The organism is Chimaeribacter arupi, from assembly GCF_002858805.1.
In the GTDB taxonomy this organism is placed as follows: domain Bacteria; phylum Pseudomonadota; class Gammaproteobacteria; order Enterobacterales; family Enterobacteriaceae; genus Chimaeribacter; species Chimaeribacter arupi.
The window spans coordinates 50,182-67,840 of record NZ_PJZI01000021.1 but is presented as its reverse complement, the minus strand read 5'-3'; the positions used below and the strand labels follow the sequence as shown (position 1 = coordinate 67,840).

The following is a 17,659-nucleotide window of genomic DNA, read 5'->3' as shown; positions in this document are numbered from 1 at the left end:
CTCAGCCGCCGCGCCGCTGTTGCAGCACCGCAGCCCAGCGTTCAAACAGCATATCGGTGACGATCGCCAGCAGCGCCACCAGAATCGCCCCCTGTAACACATAGGCGGTGTTGAAGCCGCTCAGGCCAATCACAATCGGCGAGCCGAGGCTCTGGGTGCCGACGCTGGAGGCGATGGCCGCCGTGCCGATGTTGATGATCACCGACGTGCGGATGCCGGTAATGATCACCGGCGCGGCCAGCGGCAGCTCGACGCGCATCAGCATCTGCCGGCGGCTCATGCCGACGCCGAGCGCCACCTCGCGGCTGGCCGCCGGTACTGACCCCAGCCCGGCCAGCGTGCCCTGCACCACCGGCAGCAGGCCATACAGCACCAGCGCCAGAATCGCCGGTTTCTCGCTGAAGCCCATCACCGGCACCGCCACCGCCAGCACCGCCACCGGCGGGAAGGTCTGCCCCACCGCCACCAGTGTCTCCAGCAACGGCCGGAACGCCCGCCCGGCGTCACGCGTCACCGCAATCCCGGCGGTCACGCCAATCACCACCGCAATCAAGCTGGAGATGCCCACCAGCAGCAGGTGCGACAACACCAGCGACGGAAAGCCCTGTTGCAGGTAGAGCGGGCGTTGCAGCGTGGGGAACAGCCAGTGGAACAGGCCGCCCAGCTCGCCCATGCCGAACGTAAACGCCACCAGCAGGATCAATGCCCAGAGCAGCGGCGACCGCAACCGCCGCCAGCCGCGCCGTTCAGCGCCCATCGCCGCCCTCCTCGACTAAATCTTCCAGATGCAGCACGCCGAGCGGCCGCCCCTGATCGTCCGCCACCGGCAGGCAGCGGGTGCCGCGCGCCACAAACAGCGACAGCGCATCACGCAGCGTCAGGCTGGCGGCCACCGGCTCCCCGGCGGCACGGCCCGGCCGCACCCGTTGCGCCACCTGGGCCTGCGCCAGCAGCTTGATGCCGAGATCGCTGCGGCCAAAGAAGTCCCGCACAAAGGCGCTGGCGGGCTGCTGCAACAGCGCCAGCGGCGTGCCCTGCTGCACCACGCGGCCCTGATCGAGCAGCACAATGCGGTCAGCCAATGCCAGCGCCTCGTCGATGTCATGGGTCACCAGCACCACGGTACGCCCGGAGATCTGGTGGATGCGCGCCACCTCCTCCTGCAACGCACTGCGCGTGACCGGGTCGAGCGCGCCGAACGGCTCATCCATCAACAGCACTTCCGGGTCAGCCGCCAGCGCCCGCGCCACCCCGACCCGCTGCTGCTGGCCGCCGGAAAGCTGGTGCGGGTAGCGGTGGCGGAACAATTCAGGCTCAAGGTGCAGCAGCGCCAGCAGTTCGGTGACGCGGTCGCGGATTTTCGCCTTCGGCCATTTCAGCAGTTGCGGCACGGTGGCGATGTTCTGCTCCACCGTCCAGTGCGGGAACAGGCCAATCGACTGGATGGCGTAGCCCATGCGCCGCCGCAAATCCTGCGGCTTAAAGGCGTGGATCTCCTCACCGGCGAACAGGATTTTGCCCTGGTCATGCTCCACCAGCCGGTTAATCATCTTCAGCGTGGTGGATTTGCCGGAGCCGGAGGTGCCGATAAGCACCGTGAATTCGCCGTCGGCGATGGTGAGCGTCAGGTCATCCACCACCGGTTTGCCGGCGTAGAATTTACTTACCTGCGAAAACTGAATCATCTGCGGGGGGGTTCCAATACCGAGACAAGAAACGTAAACAGGCCATCGATGACCACGGCCATCAGCACCACCGGGATCACCCCCAGCAGCACCAGATCCAGCGCGCTGCTCAGCAGCCCCTGGAACATAATGGCCCCGAAGCCGCCTGCGCCAATCAATGCCGCCACCATCGCCAGCCCCACGGTCTGTACCGCCACCACGCGCACGCCGGAGAGGATCACCGGCAGCGCCAGCGGCAGTTGCACCTGCCGGAACAGCTGGCCGCGCGTCATGCCCATGCCGCGCGCCGCCTCCTGCACATGAGCCGGGACGGACGCCAGCCCCGCCACCACGCTGCGCACCAGCGGCAGCAACGAATAGAGCACCAGCGCAATAATCGCCGGTGCCGTGCCGATGCCGCTGATGCCGAGGTGCGCGAGCCACGGCCAGGCGGCGGCCAGCCCCGCCAGCGGGGCGAGCAGCAGGCCGAACAGCGCAATCGACGGAATGGTCTGGATGATGTTAAGCAGCGGGAACAGCGGGGCGCGCCAGCGGGCGGAGCGGTAACAGAGCACGCCGAGCGGCAGCCCGATCAGCAGCGACGGCAACAGCGTACCGCCGAGCAGGCCGAGGTGTTGCCACAGCGCATCATTGAACACCTCTTCGCGGTTGGCGTACTCCTGCATCAGCGACAGCGCGTCCAGCCGACCGCTGACCAGCAGTGCCGCCACCGGCAGCACCATCTGCGCGCCGAGCAGCAGCCGCAGGCCGCGCTGTGCCGTGATGTGGGTCACGGCGTCCGCGCCAATCAGCAGGCAGAGCGCCGCCGCCGCCCAGTAGCCGCCCCCGAGCGAGGTGCGCGCAATGCTCTCCTCGCCGCCGGAGAGCGCCTGCGCCGTCAGCCCGGCCTGTTGCGTCAGGGTAAACAGCAAGACTTCCGCCAGCAGCAACGCCGCCAGCGAGGCGGCGCGCCGGGGCGGCAAACAGGCCAGCCCCGCCAGCCCCGCCAGCGGCAGCAACCGCAGCCAGCCGGTGGCGTGCAGCAGCCCGGCCAGCGGCATCGCCTCGCCCGACACCAGCCGGTTCGGCGCATGGCTGACAAACCCCAGCCCGGCAAGGGACAGCGCCAGCAGCACCGTCAACAACAGCAGCACCGGGTTCAGCCGGGGCGTTGGGTGCGCGTCCGGCATCAGGATTTCACGAAGCCTTTATCTTTCAGGTATTTCTGCGCCACTTTTTTCGCGTCACGCCCGCCGACGGCAATCTGCGCATTGAGTTTTTGCAGCGTCGGGCCGTCGAGTGAGGCAAACACCGGTTTCAGCAGCGCCGGGATGTTTTTATGCTGGTTGAGCACCGCCTCGCGGATGATCGGTGCCGGGGCATAAATCGGCTGCACGCCCTGCGGGTCGCTCAGGGTTTGCAGGCCGAGCGCCGCCACCGGGCCGTCGGTGCCGTAGGCCATCGCGGCGTTGACGCCGGAGGTCTGCTCCGCGGCGGCTTTGATGGTCACGGCGGTGTCACCGCCCGCCAGCGACAGCAACTGGTCCTGCTTCAGGGTGAAATGGTACGCCTGCTGGAAGGCGGGCAGCGCGTCCGGCCGCTCGATAAATTCCGCCGAGGCCGCCAGTTTAAAGGTGCCGCCGCCGCTGATGTATTTGCCGAGGTCATCCAGGCTGGTCAGGTGGTTCTGCTGCGCCAGATCCTGGCGTACCGCAATCGTCCAGGTGTTATTGGCCGGGGCCGGGTCAAGCCAGACAATCTTGTTCTGGTCGTAGTCCAGCTGTTTTACCTTGTCATAACCTGCCTGGGCATTTTTCCAGGCCGGGTCGCTGTCTTGTGAGAAGAAGAACGCGCCGTTGCCGGTGTACTCCGGGTAAATATCAATTTCACCGGCGGTAATCGCCCCGCGCACCACTTTGGTGTTGCCGAGTTGCAGGCGGTTGGTGGTTTTAATGCCGTTGGCCTCCAGCACCTGGATGATCAGGTTGCCGAGCAGTGAGCCTTCGGTATCAATTTTCGAGCCGACGCGTACGGCGTCAGCCGCCTGCGCCAGACCGGACACGGCGACCAGCGCCACCGCCAGCCAGCGCCCGATAAGGGTGGAACGGGACATGGAACTCCTCCTGATAATCAGATCGTGCTGCCCTGGATAAACATGCTTGCTGTCAAAAGGATAGCCGCGATTTCCCGGCTGACCAGCCGTGAGGGTGAACGGTGCGACAAAACGCCGCTTTTCGGAGAAGTACCGCACAGGGGAAAACCCGGCAGGCGGGAGCCTGCCGGGCGGGAAACACGGGGGATCAGAAGCCTTCCAGCACCGTTTTGCCGCGTGACGCGCCGGACTCCAGCAGCGCATGGGCGCGCCGCAGGTTTTCTGCGTTGATGGTACCGAAATGCTGGCCGACGGTGGTGCGGAGCACCCCGCTGTCCAGCAGGTCAGCCACGCGGTTCAGCAGTTCATGCTGTTTGATCATGTCCGGCGTTTCGAACATTGAACGGGTGAACATCAGTTCCCAGTGCAGGGAAATCGCCTTGCGCTTGAGCGGCATGGCATCCAGCGAGGCCGGGTCATCAATCAGCCCCAGTTTGCCCTGCGGTGCCAGCACCTCGATGAGCTGCGCATAGTGGCTGTCGGTGTGGGTCAGGCTGGCGACGTGCGTCACCTGCTCAATGCCGAGCGCGTTGAGTTGCGGGGCCAGCGGCTGATGGTGGTCAATCACATGGTGTGCGCCCTGTTGCGTTACCCACGCCTGCGTTTCGCCGCGTGAGGCGGTGCCGATGACCGTCATGCGGGTCAGTTGGCGGGCCAGCTGGGTCAGGATCGACCCAACGCCGCCCGCTGCGCCGACAATCAGCAGCGTATCGCCTTCGCCGCCCTGCTCCGCCACGCCGAGCCGGTCAAACAGCAGCTCCCAGGCGGTGATGGCCGTCAGCGGCAGCGCGGCGCTGTCGGCAAAGTTAAGCGAGGCCGGTTTACGGCCGACGATGCGCTCATCCACCAGATGCAATTCGCTGTAGCAGCCGGGGCGGATAAGCGATCCGGCATAGAACACCTCATCACCCGGTTTGAACAGCGTCACCTCCGGCCCGACCGACTCCACCACCCCGGCGACGTCCCAGCCCAGCACGCGCGGCCCGTTGGTGTCGCCGCCGGCACGCACTTTGGTGTCCACCGGGTTCACGGCAATCGCTTTCACCTGCACCCGCAGGTCACGCGCGCCGGGTTGCGGCTCAGGCAGGTCGGTATCAAACAGCGACTGCGGGTCATTAATCGGCAGGCCGGGTTGCTCATAGGCGATGGCTTTCATCTTCAGCTCCTTCAGAGTAGGTGGCAGTGCGCCGCAGCGCACCTCAGGCCACAAGCATAGCCGCCCTGAACGACCGGATACAGCCGGGTTACCGGGTAACAGTTTCATTGTGGGAGTGAAAATGGGGGCCTGCCCCCTAACGCGGCCCGGTGGAATCACTGATCTTGGCGAGGATAATCTCCCAGATCTGCCGCAAGCGGGCGACGTACAGATCGTCACGGATGATGTCGATCAGGGTGTCCAGCGCGTCGCCGCGGTTGCCGCCGGGATCGGCCAGCGAGACCGCCGGGTCCCCCAGCAGGATCCGGTACAGCCGGTTACGCAGATCCCGGTCCGGGCCGATGCGCTCGAGGTCAAACACCGTGCGGATATTCAGCTCACGTAACTGGAACGTTTTTTTCGAGCCGACAGCGATGATCAACTGCGCCTGCGCCACCCAGTCAATCACCTCATACAGCCCGTAGGGGGTTTCCACAAACAGCTGGATCGGGTTGGCGGTCGCCAGATTCTGCACATCCTCGATTTCAAACTCCCCAAGCCGGAATTTCATAAACGGATCGATACCGATGATCATATCCAGCGGATACTCTTTCATCAGCCGTTTATCGTCCTGATCCACCCGCCGCCCCACCAGCTTCGGGAAACGCGCCACCAGCACATCAATAAACGCCAGCGGGAACAGGCCCACCAGCAGCGCAATGGCCACAATCATCAGGGTGGCGCTGCCGGCTTTATTGACGGCGGCCTGGCCGGTACTGATGACCGTTTCACTGCTTTCATTCATGACGCCGCTGTAATAGATCGCCCCGACAATTACCAGCGGCAATAAAATGCGGAAGAAGGCGCGGAAATAGGAGATAGGCGACAAGTCAAAATTAGCGACCCGCCGCAGCAGGTATTGCAGCGTCCAGAGATAGGCGCCCAAAAAAGTAAAGGTAAAGACCAGCCGGGAGAGGTAATCACTCTCTTTCAACTTTTCAATTTTAAGCAGATAAATATGATAAAGCGTATCGAGAGAGATATAAAAACAGAAGATTGTCAGGCAGACATATAACATCACCGGCACAATATAATAGCCAAAGACGCCCCCGCCATCATCGGCCTGGCTGACGCCGCTGCCCTCATCAACATGGTATTTATATTTCATCACTTCCATAGAGGGGATGGTTTTATGCCCGGTCAGCTCAAAGACTTTCACCAATTCCAGCAGCAGCGCTGAACGGATGGCGCGGATATTTTTCCGGCCAATATAAATGCCGACCGGTAATGCACCGCCTAACACCACAGAGAATAAAAAAATAATCAGCTGCTCATGATGGGTGTGGATGTACTGAAACATGTTTCCTCCGGAACATACCGGAAAGGCGTGTATTCCCCCCGCAACAGGAGGCGGTCAGGTTAATACTGCTGATATTAACGTTTCTGATGTACACCTGCTTTTACCCATTGGATAGGATTGAAAAAGCATAACCGGCAGGATTTTGAGAAGGCGGCGCTATATCCTTTCACAGCTCATTGTTTCGCTCAGAAATTAATTCATTCGTATAGAAATAGCCGGGGAGGCAGTGGGTAAAGATTTTACCCACGAGGGGCGCGGCGGCCCCCCAGGCGGGGTTACAGCACCGGGCTGCGCGGCACAAAGACGTGGCCGACGCCCGCTTCAATCAGTTTTTTCACCAGCTCAAAGCCGCCGTTTGGCTGGCTGTGGGCGAATTCACGTTCCGGGGTAAAGATCGGGCTGGCCCAGTAGAGGTTAACTTTGTCGCCATAAACGGTCGGCATGGAGACTTTGCCGGCCGGGGAGCAGAGCGCATCAGACAGCACAAAGCCCTCGTAGCCCTGCGGGGCCATCGGTGACTCCACGGTGTGCCCTTCGCCCAGCCAGTTGATGGTGGTCCACGGCAGTTGTGCAAACCCCGACAGCGCGCTCGCCATCTGCACCGCACTCTGTTCGGTCACGTACTGTGCTTCCACCGCAAACGCCATCTCCATGCGGCGGTAATCACCGGCGTCATCATTGAACAGGATCTCCACGTACGGCATCGGCCGGATGCTGACGCCCAGCGTCAGGAAGTAATAGACGCCGTTATGCTCATGCTGCGAGATCGCCATCGGCGGCCAGCTGCCCTGATCGATGGCGTAATACTTCACCGACGGGCCGAAGCGCGCCTCGTAACGCTCCATAAACTGCTGCTGGAGTTTTTGCCACGGGTGGTGCTCATGCTGGTGCTGCCAGGTGCGCCAGAAGTGGCGTGTCTCTTCCGCCCGCGCATATTGCTGGTTGGTGGACGCGGAGCCGAGCGGGAAGGTGCTGCCGTTGTCTTTCAGGCAACTGGCGGCGTAGCTGACCTGATGGTCGATATAGAGGCTCCAGCCCGGCACCACCGCCAGCAACTGGCCGTGATACCAGAGCGCCGCGCCGTCATCGCTTTCATTCCAGATAACCTGGATGCCGTCCGGGTGCAGCGGCGGTTCGCCGTCCAGGCTGCGGCAGTAGGCGGCGGGCATCATCGGTGCCAGCCCCTGCTCCATCGCGGCCTGATCCTCCGCGACCGGGGCTGGTTGCAGGTTACGCACCCAGCAGGCGCGCATACCGGGGAAACGTTCGCGCAGGTCGCCCTGGGCATAGAGGTAGAAATAGACCACCCGGTCATCCTGTTCGACCACGGCAATAAGTGTCTGTTTATGGTTGCTGACTTCGGCGATCAATTCTGACTGGCGCATGACACCTCAATAAAATCGTATGTTCCTCGCATTAAACGAAGTGTAGAACGCCTTCCCCGCGCTGCGCACGGGCAAAACTCCCAAAAATTGTCCTTACGGCCAGAAAAGTCGTGCCGGTCACGCGTTGGCGCGGCAGTGCCTCCGGTTAAGGCGCGAAAGCCTGAATGGGCAGCCACACATAAACGGCTGAAACACCTGCCCTGGCCTGGGGGGCTGGAGGCCTTCCGTTACCCCCGCTCCATCCTCCGCATCGCCCGGTGCCACGAGCCATTCCTCACTGCCCAGCGCAACAACCGCGCCAGGCGGCGGGTGCCGAACCGTACGGCATAGCGCCGCGCCGGGGTCATCGGGAGCTGGAGCTGCCCGGCGGCCCACGGCGGCAGCAGGTCAATCCCCGCCTGCATCATGAGGGCGCCGAACGGCGCGGCGATCCGGCTGGGGGCCGGGGCGTTGAGCAACACCTGCACGACCTCCGCGGTGCGCGCGTCATAGCGTAACTGCGGGCGCATCTGGTGCAGATAGGCCTCTACCGCCGCCACGCTCTCCGGCACCGGCCCGGCACCCAGCGCATAGGCGATGCGCGCCGCTTCCCGGTAATAGGTGTCCTGATCGGCAGGCGAAAGGTGGGGGTTGCGGTAACGCAGGTGGGATTGCAGAAAACTGTAGGTTTCGGCCACATGCACCCAGACCAGCAGCGCCGGGTCATTGGCGGCATAGGGGGTACCGAGCGCATCCCGGCCGCTGACCCGGTCATGGATCATGCGCACCCGCTGGAGCAGGCGCTCAGCGTCGGCGGTCGCGCCGAAGGTGGTACCGGAGATAAACTGGCTGGTGCGGCGCAGGCGGCCGAGCATGTCGGCGCGGAAATTGGAGTGGTCCCACACCCCGGCCAGCGCCAGCGGGTGCAGCATCTGTAACAGCAGCGCGCACACGCCGCCGCACAGCATGGAAGTAAAATCACCGTGGATGCGCCAGGTCACGGCGTCCGGGCCAAACAGCCCTGGGTCACCACGCGGCTGTTCCAGGTCAATACCACCCAGCGACAGGCCGGAAATGCTCAGCACCTGCCGCTCAATACGAAGGCGTAACGCGTCGCGCATCACGGCCTCAGGCAGAGGCGGTGGGCTGCGCCTCAAAGGCGATCAACTGCGGCCAGATGGCCATTACCACATCCACCAGCTGGTTCAGCTCGGCACGGCTGGCACCGTCACGCGCCTGCACGGACATCCCCTGCACCGTACAGTTCAGGTATTTCGCCAGGATCCGGCTGGACACCTGCGGCGAAAGCTCACCGCTCTCTTTGCGGCTGTCGAGGAACTCGCTCAGCGTCTCTTCCTGCAAATGGTGGCGCGACCGCAGCATCGAGGCGATCTCCTCCGATGCCGCCGACAGCGTGGCCGATGTACAGACCATAAAACAGCCGGACGGGTTGTCACAGTCCGTAAACAGTGCCGCCGCCGCCCGCAGGTACTCTTCAATCGCCTGGCGCAACGGCACGTCAGACTGCATCAGCGCCCGGTTGCTGGTTTCCACAAACAGGGTGAGGTAGTGCTCAACCGCCGCCCGGAACAGCCCCTCTTTATTCCCGAACTCGGCGTACAGCGTCGGGGCTTTGGCGCCGGTGGCTTCCACCAGATCGGCCAGTGAGGTCGCTTCGTAACCGTATTTCCAGAAGAGTTTCAGGGCTTTGTTTAAGGCGTCATCACGGTCAAACTGCTTCGGGCGTCCGCGGCATTTTTTGGCCAGTGCCATATTTTCAGTGCTCATACACCCTCTCTTATCACTGCTGTGATTAGGTCAGAAAATATTTATTAATGATCATTATAAAAAACAGTGGCAGGTGTGTCGAGGAGTGTTTATAATTTTGTTATCGATCGTTAAACAAATGACGACTCCCGCCCTGCCGGGCAGCAAGACCGCCACCCCGCCGGCGATACCGGCGCCCCTGACGGCACCAGACCGGTCATCACGGGATTCGCCCTACTGGGACATCTCACCATGAAAACCACCACGCTGCTTATTGCGGCCCTGCTTTCGGCCGCCAGCCCGCTACCGGTGCTGGCGAACCAACAGGTTATCACGATGCAGGTTGATAGCCAGAAAATTGGCTTTTCCACCCACACCCGCCAGGACCTCTCCGGCCTGAAACCGGCCGTGGCGCAACGCACAACCCTGCGCGACCCGGTGGCGCGGCAGATTATTGCCAGCTCCGGCAATAACCACCTGTTTGATGACAGCACGCTCTACAATTAATTCCCTTCGCTGACAGGGCGGCACGCGCCGCCCTCCGCAGTTCGCCCGCCTGCCGCACGCATTGCCAAAGATTAATTAACGAACGTTAAAAAAATAGTTGCAGGGTCGGAAAGATCGGTCTAACATTTAATTATCGATCGTTAATTAAATAACGGTCACCTGACAACACCGTCTTCGTTAAGGAAACCAGATCATGAAAAACTTGAAAATTGCCCTTGCCGCCCTTGCCCTGACCACCGCCTCCTTTGGTGCGTTTGCCGCCCAGGAAGTGACCCAGGCCCCGGCTGATGCCCAGCAGATCGGCACCGTCAGTGCCCGTTCAACTGACCTCTCCGGCCTGGAACGCCAGATCGCGCAGAAAGCGCAGGAACAGGGTGCGAGTGCTTACCGCATTACCTCTGCGTCCGGCAGCACCAACCTGGTGTACGGCACCGCTGAACTTTATAAATAAGCCCGGCCGTTACCTGAGCTAACGCCCGTTGTGCCCCTTACTGACAGGAATGAATACCATGAAAAACTTGAAAATTGCCCTTGCCGCCCTCGCCCTGACCACCGCCTCCTTTGGTGCGTTTGCCGCCCAGGAAGTGACCCAGGCCCCGGCTGATGCCCAGCAGATCGGCACCGTCAGTGCCCGTTCAACTGACCTCTCCGGCCTGGAACGCCAGATCGCGCAGAAAGCGCAGGAACAGGGTGCGAGTGCTTACCGCATTACCTCCGCGTCCGGCAGCACCAACCTGGTGTACGGTACCGCTGAACTTTACAACTGATGTCAGACTGAAAAATAACGTATAAAAACATCAACTTCGGATAGGAATAAGATCATGAAAAACCTGAAAATTGCCATCGCTGCCCTTGCGTTAACCACCGCCTCGTTCGGTGCCTTTGCTGCCCAGCAGGTTGACCACGCCCCGGCCGGCGAACAGGCCATTGGCGTTGTCAGCGCCCGTTCGCTGAACCTGAGCGACCTGGAAAGCCGTCTGGCGCAGAAAGCCGACGAACAGGGTGCAACCTCATACCGCATCATTTCAGCGTCCGGCAATAACCATCTTTATGGGAATGCTGAGCTGTATAAATAAGCCCAGGCAGTACGGTCGAAGAGGCGGCATTGGCCGCCTTTTTCTTGCCTGCCGTTCCGCGCATTGCCCTCTGCCCCGCCTCCCTTTACTGTAGAGCTCCCGATTCCCCTGACAATCAGGTCTCTTTATGGCTGTACACCGCATTATTCTTGACTGCGACCCCGGCGTGGATGACGCCGTCGCCATCCTGCTGGCCCTCGCCTCCCCGCAGGAGATCACGCTCGCCGGTATCACCACCGTGGCCGGCAATGTCTCGGCAACCTTGACGGAGTACAACGCGCGGCGCATCTGTACCCTCGCCAACCGCCACGACATCCCGGTGTTTTCCGGCTGCCCGCGCCCGATGCGCGACCTGCACGGTTACCACACGCAGGTGCACGGCCATGACGGGCTGGGCGGCGTGCCGCTGCCGGAGCCGGGTTTCGCGCTGCAACGCCCGCACGCGGTGGATTTTATTATCGAGACAATTAACGCCGAACCCGGTGAAATCACCCTGTGCGCCATCGGCCCGCTGACCAACATCGCGCTGGCGCTGATTAAAGACCCCGGCATTGCCCCGAAGATCAAACAACTGGTGCTGATGGGCGGCGCGGCGTTCTGCCCCGGCAATGTCTCCCCGGCCGCGGAATTTAACCTTTACGTTGACCCATGGGCTGCCCATGTGGTGCTGAGTGCCGGTATTCCACAGGTGATGTTTGGGCTGGATGTGACGTCGCAGGCGCAGATGAGCGCTGCCTGGCTCGACGCGCTGCACCAGCGCAACGCTACCGGCGCGACGCTGGCCGCGATGATGCGCAGTTACGGGGCGGCTGACCCCTGCCTGCATGACCCGTGCGTGATCGCCTGGCTGATTGACCCGACGCTGTTCAGCGGCGTCGACGGCCATGTCAGCGTCGTCACCGAAGGCGCGGCCGCCGGGCAGACGCTGGCCGCCGTGAAACCGCGCCATCTGGCCGGGCGCACGCCCAATACCCGCATCATGACGCAGGTCGATAACCCACGCCTGCTGGCGCTGCTGGCGGCGCGGCTGGCGGGCTACTGAGCACGTCTCAGCCCTCCCGCACCCAGACGCGCATCTCCCCTTCGCCGCGGTTGGCCCAGGCGAAATAGGGAATGAAGGTCAGGGTTTGCGCCGTACGGGCCGCCGGGGCCGGGTCAAACTGGTAGAGCGCGGCGTCCGGCGCGGCAGGCGTTACCCGCTGGCCGGGTGCACAAATCAGCGTTTTACCGGCCAGCACCCCCTCGCCCTCCCGCAGGCTGAACGTCGCCTCCGGCGGCAACAGCAGGTTATGCAGTTCGCGGCCGTTATCCGCCTCTTCCAGGCAGTAGACCAGCGGCCCGCGCTGCAATGCCACCTGACCGGCGGCATGGCGCAGCGGTGAGGCGGCTTTCACCCGCCGTACCGCCATCGGCAGCGTCAACGCGATCTCATCCCCCGGTTGCCAGCAGCGCGTCAGCCAGAGATAGCCCTGCCGCGCCGGTGTGACATCCTGCGCCTCGCCGTTCACCGTGACCTGCGGCGCGGCGCACCAGCCGGGCAGCCGCAAGGCCAGCGTCCCGCTGACCGGCGCTTCCATCGCCAGTGACAGGCGCATTTCGCCCTGGTGCAGGTAGTCCCCCTGCTGGCGCAGCGTCACCCCCTGCCCGCCTAACTCCACCCGCGCCTCACTGCCGATATAGAGGTTCACCAGCAGCGCCTCAGGGGTCTGGGTGTAGATGTACTGCCCCAGCGACGCCAGCAGCCGCGCAATGTTTGGCGGGCAGCAGGCGCAGCCGAACCAGCGCTGGCGCACCGGTTTGACATGGTCATAGATATGGTTGTGGCGGCAGCTCTGCGGCTGCACCTCCAGCGGGTTGACGTAGAAAAAGTGTTTGCCGTCCAGCGCCATGCCCGCCAGCACGGTGTTGTAGAGCGCCCGCTCCATCACGTCGGCGTAGCGCCGGTCCGCCTCCAGGTGCAGCATCCGGCGGGCAAACATCATCAGGCCAATCGAGGCGCAGGTTTCGTTGTAGGCAGTGTCCGGCGGCAGATCGTAATCAGAACTGAACGCCTCGCCGCTGCTCTGCGCGCCGATCGCCCCGGTGATGTAGAGCTGCTTTTGCGCCATGTTGTCCCACAGGCGGCGGCAGATCACCCGCTGGCCTGCGTCGTTGCTGAGCTGCGCCAGGTGGGCGACGCCGGTCATCAGGTAGACGAAGCGTACCGCGTGGCCCACCGCCACCTGCTGCTCTGCCAGCGGCTGGTGCGCCTGGCTGTAGGCTTTGTCTTTCACCATCCACGCCGGGCCGTGCGTCTGCCAGTAGGAGGTAAAGCCGCGCCGGGCATACTCCTCATCATAGAAGTGCGGCCGGGTGCCGCGCTGGGCCACAAAGTACCCGGCCAGCGCCAGATAGCGCGGCGCCTGGGTGACCTCGTACAGCCGGGCCAGCGCCAGCTCAATCTCCGGGTGGCCGGGGTAGCCGGGCAGCTGGCCCGCCGCCGTGCCGAAAACGCTGTCGATGTGATCGGCCAGTTTGCAGGCCACATCGAGCAACCGGCGTTTGCCGGTGCCGTGGTAATAGGCCACCGCCGCCTCAATCAGGTGCCCGGCGCAGTAAAGTTCGTGGCACTCCGCCAGATTGGTCCAGCGCCCGGCCGGGTCTTTCACCGTGAAATAGGTGTTGAGGTAGCCGTCCGGTTGCTGCACTGCTGCCACTAACTCAATGACCTCATCGGCGGTCTGTTCCAGCGCGGCATCCGGCTGTTTGTTGAGCAAATAGCCTACCGCCTCAAGCCACTTGGCGACGTCGCTGTCCTGGAACACCATGCCGTAAAATTCGCCGTCACGCTGCCCGGCGGCGATGCGGAAATTTTCAATGGCATGGCTCGGTTCCGCCTCCTCCACCTGATCGTTCAGCGCCGCCCACTGGTAAGGGATCACGACGTCGCGGATCAGCTGCTGGTAGGCCAGCCAGAAGTCGTCATGAATATCGACATTCGCCAGCGGTAATTCATAAGTGGGTTCAGTGATTTTCTGCATCGTCTCTCCCTCAGGTCTTCGTTATCGCGGCCGGTGACGGGTGGCGCGAGAAATCCTGCGCCATGGTGGCCAGCAATGCGTTGTCAATCTTGTAGCGGCAGCTCACTGCGGCCAGCAGCAGGTGGGTGATGCCGGGGGCCAGCGTCTGCAACGCGGTGATCCCGGCCAGCGAGGCGGGTGTCTGGTTGGCCGCGCCGGATTTATAGGCCACCAGCACAAACACCAGGCTGACAATCCCGGCCCCGGCGGCCCACGCCAGCTTGATAAAGAACAGGTTGAAGGCGAAATTCATGCCGGATGAGCGGATGCCGTTCTTCCAGTAGCCGTAGTCATCAGCGTAGGCCATCAGCGAGAAGTGCAGCGGCAGGGTAAAACCGAGCACCGTGCAGTTCATCAGGATCAGCGCCAGCCACAATTCCTGGTTGACGGAAGGCACAAACCACAGGCCCAGGGAGTAAACGCCGAGCAGCAGGTTGCTCCAGGTGTAGGCCGCGGACGCCGAAACGCGTTTCGTCACCGGGTTCACCAGCAGGGCGCCGAGGATCAGCGAGAAGGTCACCACCGCGAAAAACAGCGAGGTGTAGGCGGCGCTGCCGTGCAGCACATAAGTGATGAAATACATATAGCCGCCGCCGCGGGTGTTGAACACCGTCATCAGCAGGAAGGACATCGCCAGCATCAGCAGCAACTGGTCATTGCGGCGCAGGCCGCGCAGGTGTTCGCGCAGGGTAAATTGCCCCATCACATTCAGCGGGATGCGCTCACGCACCGTGAAGAAGCACCAGAGGAACATCACCACCGCGCAGACGCACAGCAGCGCCACGCCGCGCTGGTAGCCTTGTGCCGCCACGCCCTGCCCGGTGGCGGTGACCAGCCACGGCAGCCCCACCGACACCATAAAGCCCGCCACGCCGCACAGCACAAAGCGCCAGCTCTGGCAGGCCATCACCTCGCGGTGGTCGGTGGTCATGGTGTTGATCAGCGCGCAATAGGGGACGTTAATGGCGGTGTAACAGAGCGACAGCAGCAGGTAAGTGCCGAACGCCCAGGCGATTTTGCCGGATTCGCCCAGCTCCGGCACGGTGAAGGTCAACATGCCGGCGATGCCGATCGGCAGCGCAACCCACAGCTGCCACGGGCGGAAGCGCCCCCAGCGGCTGCGGGTGCGGTCAACAAAAATGCCCATCAGCGGGTCGCTGACGGCATCCACCACCCGCAGCAGCACAAACACCGTGCCGACCACGGCCGGTGTCAGGCCAAAAATATCGGTATAGAAAAAAGTCAGGAAATTGCCGATCAGCGCGGTAATTATCGTGCCGCCGGCATCCCCCAGCCCGTAACCTATTTTCTCCCGCACGCTGAGTTTCGCTCCGGCAGCCACGGGCTGGCCGGTCAATTCCACATCATGAAGTGTTGTTGACATCAGGGTACCCTCGTTAGCAGAGGTTTTTTGTAGGGACAGCAGTTCTTTTTTATTATCGGTTTATCACGGCGTTTGGCGTTATTTACCGCGACCGGAATAATCTCGCACAGCCGAAATAAGCCAACAAGGTGCGGCAGCCGTATAAAAACGGGAGGATCCCGACCTGTAAGGGAAAAGTGTGAAGAGGGTCAAACTGCGCGATCTTTCTCCGGCAGGCGCGCTCACCGGCTGCCAGACTGAGCAGTAATCTTCTTGAATAGGCTGATAAAAATGCTGAACCTGATGTTTACCCTGCCGGTGCGGGTGCAGAATGCCGGGCGCTTTATCTCGCGCGGTATCGGGACACATCCCACCCGCAGGCTTGATTCCTTTGAATTAATCTATGTTGAGCGCGGGCAATTGGCATTGCGGGAAGAGACGCAGGCGTTTTATATTCCGGCAGGGAGCAGCCTTTTATTATGGCCGGGGCGTCAGCACAGCGGAATAGGCCCCTTCCCGCCCGACCTGATATTTTACTGGCTGCACTTTGAGGTATTTCCAACAGAAACGCCACCGGTAAACAGCCAATTATTCCCGGTGCCGCAGCAGGTAAAAATTCAGCAACGTGACGAGGTGGCAGCCCTGTTCCGGTTATTTCTCAGCGAACAGGCGCGGGAAAATACCGCGGCCCTGCCGCTGATTTTATTATTGCTGTTACAGCAGGTCGCCGCCGCAGCCGCCAGCCCGCCGGAGGCCACCGCAGGCAGCGCCGCGCTGGCCTGGCAGGCGCGGCAGATCATCAAAACCCAGTTCCACCGGCCGCTGGCGGCCTCTGCCCTGGCGCAGCAGTTGCACTGCAACCCGGACTACCTCGGCCGGGTGTTCCGCGCCACCTTTCACCAGACGTTGACGGAGGCGATCCACCAGCAGCGCATCCGTTGTGCGGAGGCGTTATTACGGGAGGAGCAGCACCAGATCGCCACCGTGGCCCGCCGCGCCGGGTTTGATGACCCCGGCTATTTCCGGCGGGTATTCCGCAAACTGAAAGGGATGTCGCCGCTGGCCTACCGGCGGCTCTACTGCAAAGAGCACATCAACTCCGATTAGCGTACCGAGCTTTGCAGCCGGTTGTCTGCCTGGTGGCGTTCCAGCGCCAGCTCAATCAGTTGGGTGATGAGGTCACGGTAGGCCAGGCCGCTGGCTTCCCAGAGTTTCGGGTACATGCTGATGTTGGTGAAGCCGGGCAGCGTGTTGATCTCGTTGATAATCACCTCACCGTCGTTGGTCAGGAACACATCCACCCGCGCCATGCCGCTGCACTCCAGCACCTGAAACGCCCGCACCGCGATGGCGCGGATACGATCGTTGACGTCCGGCGGCAGATCGGCCGGGATCGCCACCGTCGCCCCCTGGGCATTGATGTATTTGGTGTCATAGGCGTAGAACTCATCCTGCAAAATCACTTCGCCGCACACGCTGGCCTGCGGGTGGTCGTTGCCCAGCACCGCGCACTCAATCTCCCGGCCGGCGATGGCGGACTCCACCAGCACTTTATGGTCATAGCGGAAGGCCAGCGCCAGCGCCGTGTCATACTCCTGCGCGCTGCGTACCTTGCTGACGCCCACCGACGAGCCCTGGTTGGCGGGTTTGATAAACAGCGGCAGCCCCAGTTTCTCACTGACGCGGGCAAAATCGTGCTGCGCGGCATTGCGCCGCGTCAGCGTGACAAAGGGTGCCACCGCCAGCCCGGCGTCACGCAGCAGCCGTTTGGTGACGTCTTTGTCCATGCTCAGCGCCGAACCCAGCACCCCGGCGCCGACAAACGGGATGTTCGCCATCCGCAACAGCCCTTGCAGCGAACCATCTTCGCCCAGCGTGCCGTGCACAATCGGGAAGATCACATCGAGCTGCGCCAGCGCACTGGCATCCCGGCTCTCGATCAGCTGATGCTGCTGTTGGCCGGGGATCAACGCCACATTGCGCTGCGACGGGTTAAGGGCGATGCGCGCCGGGTCGTCGGCGTGTTGCAGGTAATGGGCGGCGTCGCTGACGTGCCACTGCCCCTGTTTGTCGATGCCGAGCAGCGTGACCTCAAACCGCTCTTTGTCCATCGCGTCCACGATGTTTTTTGCCGATTGCAGCGACACTTCATGCTCTGCTGATTTGCCGCCAAAAATAACGCCTACCCGAATTTTCGCCACGCCGGTTCCTT

18 protein-coding genes are annotated in these 17,659 nt (G+C 62.5%); 6 read left to right on the top strand and 12 right to left on the bottom strand.

Annotated elements, in window-relative coordinates:
* Window position 1: 1 nt before the first annotated feature.
* The 9 genes from CYR52_RS13385 to CYR52_RS13345 all read right to left on the bottom strand — a co-directional run bounded on the left by CYR52_RS13385 (window position 2) and on the right by CYR52_RS13345 (window position 9,463).
* Window positions 2-757: an ABC transporter permease gene (locus CYR52_RS13385; RefSeq protein WP_072926078.1), complete on the bottom strand. Its 756-nt coding sequence runs from the start codon at window positions 755-757 to the stop codon at window positions 2-4.
* Window positions 747-1,685 (bottom strand): ABC transporter ATP-binding protein, encoded by a 939-nt coding sequence (locus CYR52_RS13380; protein WP_072926080.1) that lies wholly within the window; start codon window positions 1,683-1,685, stop codon window positions 747-749. Before CYR52_RS13380 ends, CYR52_RS13385 begins: the two co-directional genes overlap by 11 nt.
* Complete coding sequence (locus CYR52_RS13375; RefSeq protein WP_072926081.1) at window positions 1,682-2,854, bottom strand: ABC transporter permease; 1,173 nt, start codon at window positions 2,852-2,854, stop codon at window positions 1,682-1,684. Before CYR52_RS13375 ends, CYR52_RS13380 begins: the two co-directional genes overlap by 4 nt.
* Window positions 2,854-3,777, bottom strand: a complete 924-nt coding sequence (osmF, locus tag CYR52_RS13370) for a glycine betaine ABC transporter substrate-binding protein OsmF (protein ID WP_072926089.1) — start codon at window positions 3,775-3,777, stop codon at window positions 2,854-2,856. Before osmF ends, CYR52_RS13375 begins: the two co-directional genes overlap by 1 nt.
* A 187-nt stretch (window positions 3,778-3,964) precedes the next feature.
* Window positions 3,965-4,972: a zinc-binding alcohol dehydrogenase family protein gene (locus CYR52_RS13365; RefSeq protein ID WP_101828752.1), complete on the bottom strand. Its 1,008-nt coding sequence runs from the start codon at window positions 4,970-4,972 to the stop codon at window positions 3,965-3,967.
* Between the two features lie 136 nt (window positions 4,973-5,108).
* Window positions 5,109-6,311 carry a hypothetical protein gene (locus tag CYR52_RS13360; protein ID WP_072926092.1) on the bottom strand — a complete coding sequence of 401 codons (1,203 nt, stop codon included), beginning with the start codon at window positions 6,309-6,311 and terminating at the stop codon, window positions 5,109-5,111.
* A 275-nt stretch (window positions 6,312-6,586) separates the two neighbouring features.
* On the bottom strand, window positions 6,587-7,696 hold the full coding sequence (locus CYR52_RS13355; protein ID WP_101828751.1) for a suppressor of fused domain protein: 1,110 nt from the start codon (window positions 7,694-7,696) through the stop codon (window positions 6,587-6,589).
* A 227-nt stretch (window positions 7,697-7,923) separates the two neighbouring features.
* Window positions 7,924-8,796, bottom strand: a complete 873-nt coding sequence (locus CYR52_RS13350; RefSeq protein ID WP_101828750.1) for an oxygenase MpaB family protein — start codon at window positions 8,794-8,796, stop codon at window positions 7,924-7,926.
* Between the two features lie 7 nt (window positions 8,797-8,803).
* Window positions 8,804-9,463 carry a TetR/AcrR family transcriptional regulator gene (locus CYR52_RS13345; RefSeq protein ID WP_072926097.1) on the bottom strand — a complete coding sequence of 220 codons (660 nt, stop codon included), beginning with the start codon at window positions 9,461-9,463 and terminating at the stop codon, window positions 8,804-8,806.
* A gap of 231 nt (window positions 9,464-9,694) precedes the next feature.
* Here CYR52_RS13345 and CYR52_RS13340 point away from each other — a divergent pair, with 231 nt between their 5' ends.
* From CYR52_RS13340 to CYR52_RS13320, 5 genes are all read left to right on the top strand, one after another.
* Window positions 9,695-9,949, top strand: a complete 255-nt coding sequence (locus CYR52_RS13340) for a hypothetical protein (protein WP_101828749.1) — start codon at window positions 9,695-9,697, stop codon at window positions 9,947-9,949.
* A gap of 193 nt (window positions 9,950-10,142) precedes the next feature.
* Window positions 10,143-10,400 (top strand): multiple stress resistance protein BhsA, encoded by a 258-nt coding sequence (gene bhsA, locus CYR52_RS13335; RefSeq protein ID WP_072926100.1) that lies wholly within the window; start codon window positions 10,143-10,145, stop codon window positions 10,398-10,400.
* A gap of 58 nt (window positions 10,401-10,458) precedes the next feature.
* Window positions 10,459-10,716: a multiple stress resistance protein BhsA gene (gene bhsA, locus CYR52_RS13330; RefSeq protein WP_072926102.1), complete on the top strand. Its 258-nt coding sequence runs from the start codon at window positions 10,459-10,461 to the stop codon at window positions 10,714-10,716.
* 54 nt (window positions 10,717-10,770) lie between these two features.
* Window positions 10,771-11,025, top strand: a complete 255-nt coding sequence (bhsA, locus tag CYR52_RS13325) for a multiple stress resistance protein BhsA (RefSeq protein ID WP_072926104.1) — start codon at window positions 10,771-10,773, stop codon at window positions 11,023-11,025.
* Window positions 11,026-11,152: 127 nt separating this feature from the next.
* On the top strand, window positions 11,153-12,067 hold the full coding sequence (locus CYR52_RS13320; protein WP_101828748.1) for a nucleoside hydrolase: 915 nt from the start codon (window positions 11,153-11,155) through the stop codon (window positions 12,065-12,067).
* Between the two features lie 7 nt (window positions 12,068-12,074).
* Here the strand turns inward: CYR52_RS13320 and CYR52_RS13315 are convergent, their stop codons facing one another.
* Together CYR52_RS13315 and CYR52_RS13310 are read right to left on the bottom strand one after the other, a co-directional pair.
* Complete coding sequence (locus tag CYR52_RS13315) at window positions 12,075-14,045, bottom strand: glycoside hydrolase family 127 protein (RefSeq protein ID WP_101828747.1); 1,971 nt, start codon at window positions 14,043-14,045, stop codon at window positions 12,075-12,077.
* Window positions 14,046-14,055: 10 nt separating this feature from the next.
* On the bottom strand, window positions 14,056-15,468 hold the full coding sequence (locus tag CYR52_RS13310; RefSeq protein WP_101828746.1) for an MFS transporter: 1,413 nt from the start codon (window positions 15,466-15,468) through the stop codon (window positions 14,056-14,058).
* 270 nt (window positions 15,469-15,738) lie between these two features.
* Here CYR52_RS13310 and CYR52_RS13305 point away from each other — a divergent pair, with 270 nt between their 5' ends.
* A complete protein-coding gene (locus CYR52_RS13305) occupies window positions 15,739-16,554 on the top strand; it encodes a helix-turn-helix transcriptional regulator (protein ID WP_101828745.1) in 816 nt (271 codons plus the stop codon).
* Here the strand turns inward: CYR52_RS13305 and ddlA are convergent.
* The gene (ddlA, locus tag CYR52_RS13300; protein ID WP_072926112.1) at window positions 16,551-17,648 is read right to left on the bottom strand and encodes a D-alanine--D-alanine ligase; all 1,098 of its coding nucleotides are present in this window, start codon (window positions 17,646-17,648) and stop codon (window positions 16,551-16,553) included. The two genes, CYR52_RS13305 and ddlA, sit on opposite strands and share 4 nt — an antisense overlap.
* Window positions 17,649-17,659: the final 11 nt, after the last annotated feature.

What these genes read in the sequence shown, in the direction of transcription:
- CYR52_RS13360 (WP_072926092.1), bottom strand. Translation starts at nt 6,311, where the DNA reads ATGTTTCAGTACATCCACACCCATCATGAGCAGCTGATTATTTTTTTA.
- osmF (WP_072926089.1), bottom strand. Translation starts at nt 3,777, where the DNA reads ATGTCCCGTTCCACCCTTATCGGGCGCTGGCTGGCGGTGGCGCTGGTC.
- CYR52_RS13340 (WP_101828749.1), top strand. Translation starts at nt 9,695, where the DNA reads ATGAAAACCACCACGCTGCTTATTGCGGCCCTGCTTTCGGCCGCCAGC.
- bhsA (WP_072926104.1), top strand. Translation starts at nt 10,771, where the DNA reads ATGAAAAACCTGAAAATTGCCATCGCTGCCCTTGCGTTAACCACCGCC.
- CYR52_RS13310 (WP_101828746.1), bottom strand. Translation starts at nt 15,468, where the DNA reads ATGTCAACAACACTTCATGATGTGGAATTGACCGGCCAGCCCGTGGCT.
- CYR52_RS13305 (WP_101828745.1), top strand. Translation starts at nt 15,739, where the DNA reads ATGCTGAACCTGATGTTTACCCTGCCGGTGCGGGTGCAGAATGCCGGG.
- CYR52_RS13320 (WP_101828748.1), top strand. Translation starts at nt 11,153, where the DNA reads ATGGCTGTACACCGCATTATTCTTGACTGCGACCCCGGCGTGGATGAC.
- bhsA (WP_072926100.1), top strand. Translation starts at nt 10,143, where the DNA reads ATGAAAAACTTGAAAATTGCCCTTGCCGCCCTTGCCCTGACCACCGCC.
- CYR52_RS13315 (WP_101828747.1), bottom strand. Translation starts at nt 14,045, where the DNA reads ATGCAGAAAATCACTGAACCCACTTATGAATTACCGCTGGCGAATGTC.
- bhsA (WP_072926102.1), top strand. Translation starts at nt 10,459, where the DNA reads ATGAAAAACTTGAAAATTGCCCTTGCCGCCCTCGCCCTGACCACCGCC.
- CYR52_RS13375 (WP_072926081.1), bottom strand. Translation starts at nt 2,854, where the DNA reads ATGCCGGACGCGCACCCAACGCCCCGGCTGAACCCGGTGCTGCTGTTG.
- CYR52_RS13385 (WP_072926078.1), bottom strand. Translation starts at nt 757, where the DNA reads ATGGGCGCTGAACGGCGCGGCTGGCGGCGGTTGCGGTCGCCGCTGCTC.
- CYR52_RS13365 (WP_101828752.1), bottom strand. Translation starts at nt 4,972, where the DNA reads ATGAAAGCCATCGCCTATGAGCAACCCGGCCTGCCGATTAATGACCCG.
- CYR52_RS13380 (WP_072926080.1), bottom strand. Translation starts at nt 1,685, where the DNA reads ATGATTCAGTTTTCGCAGGTAAGTAAATTCTACGCCGGCAAACCGGTG.
- CYR52_RS13350 (WP_101828750.1), bottom strand. Translation starts at nt 8,796, where the DNA reads ATGCGCGACGCGTTACGCCTTCGTATTGAGCGGCAGGTGCTGAGCATT.
- CYR52_RS13345 (WP_072926097.1), bottom strand. Translation starts at nt 9,463, where the DNA reads ATGAGCACTGAAAATATGGCACTGGCCAAAAAATGCCGCGGACGCCCG.
- CYR52_RS13355 (WP_101828751.1), bottom strand. Translation starts at nt 7,696, where the DNA reads ATGCGCCAGTCAGAATTGATCGCCGAAGTCAGCAACCATAAACAGACA.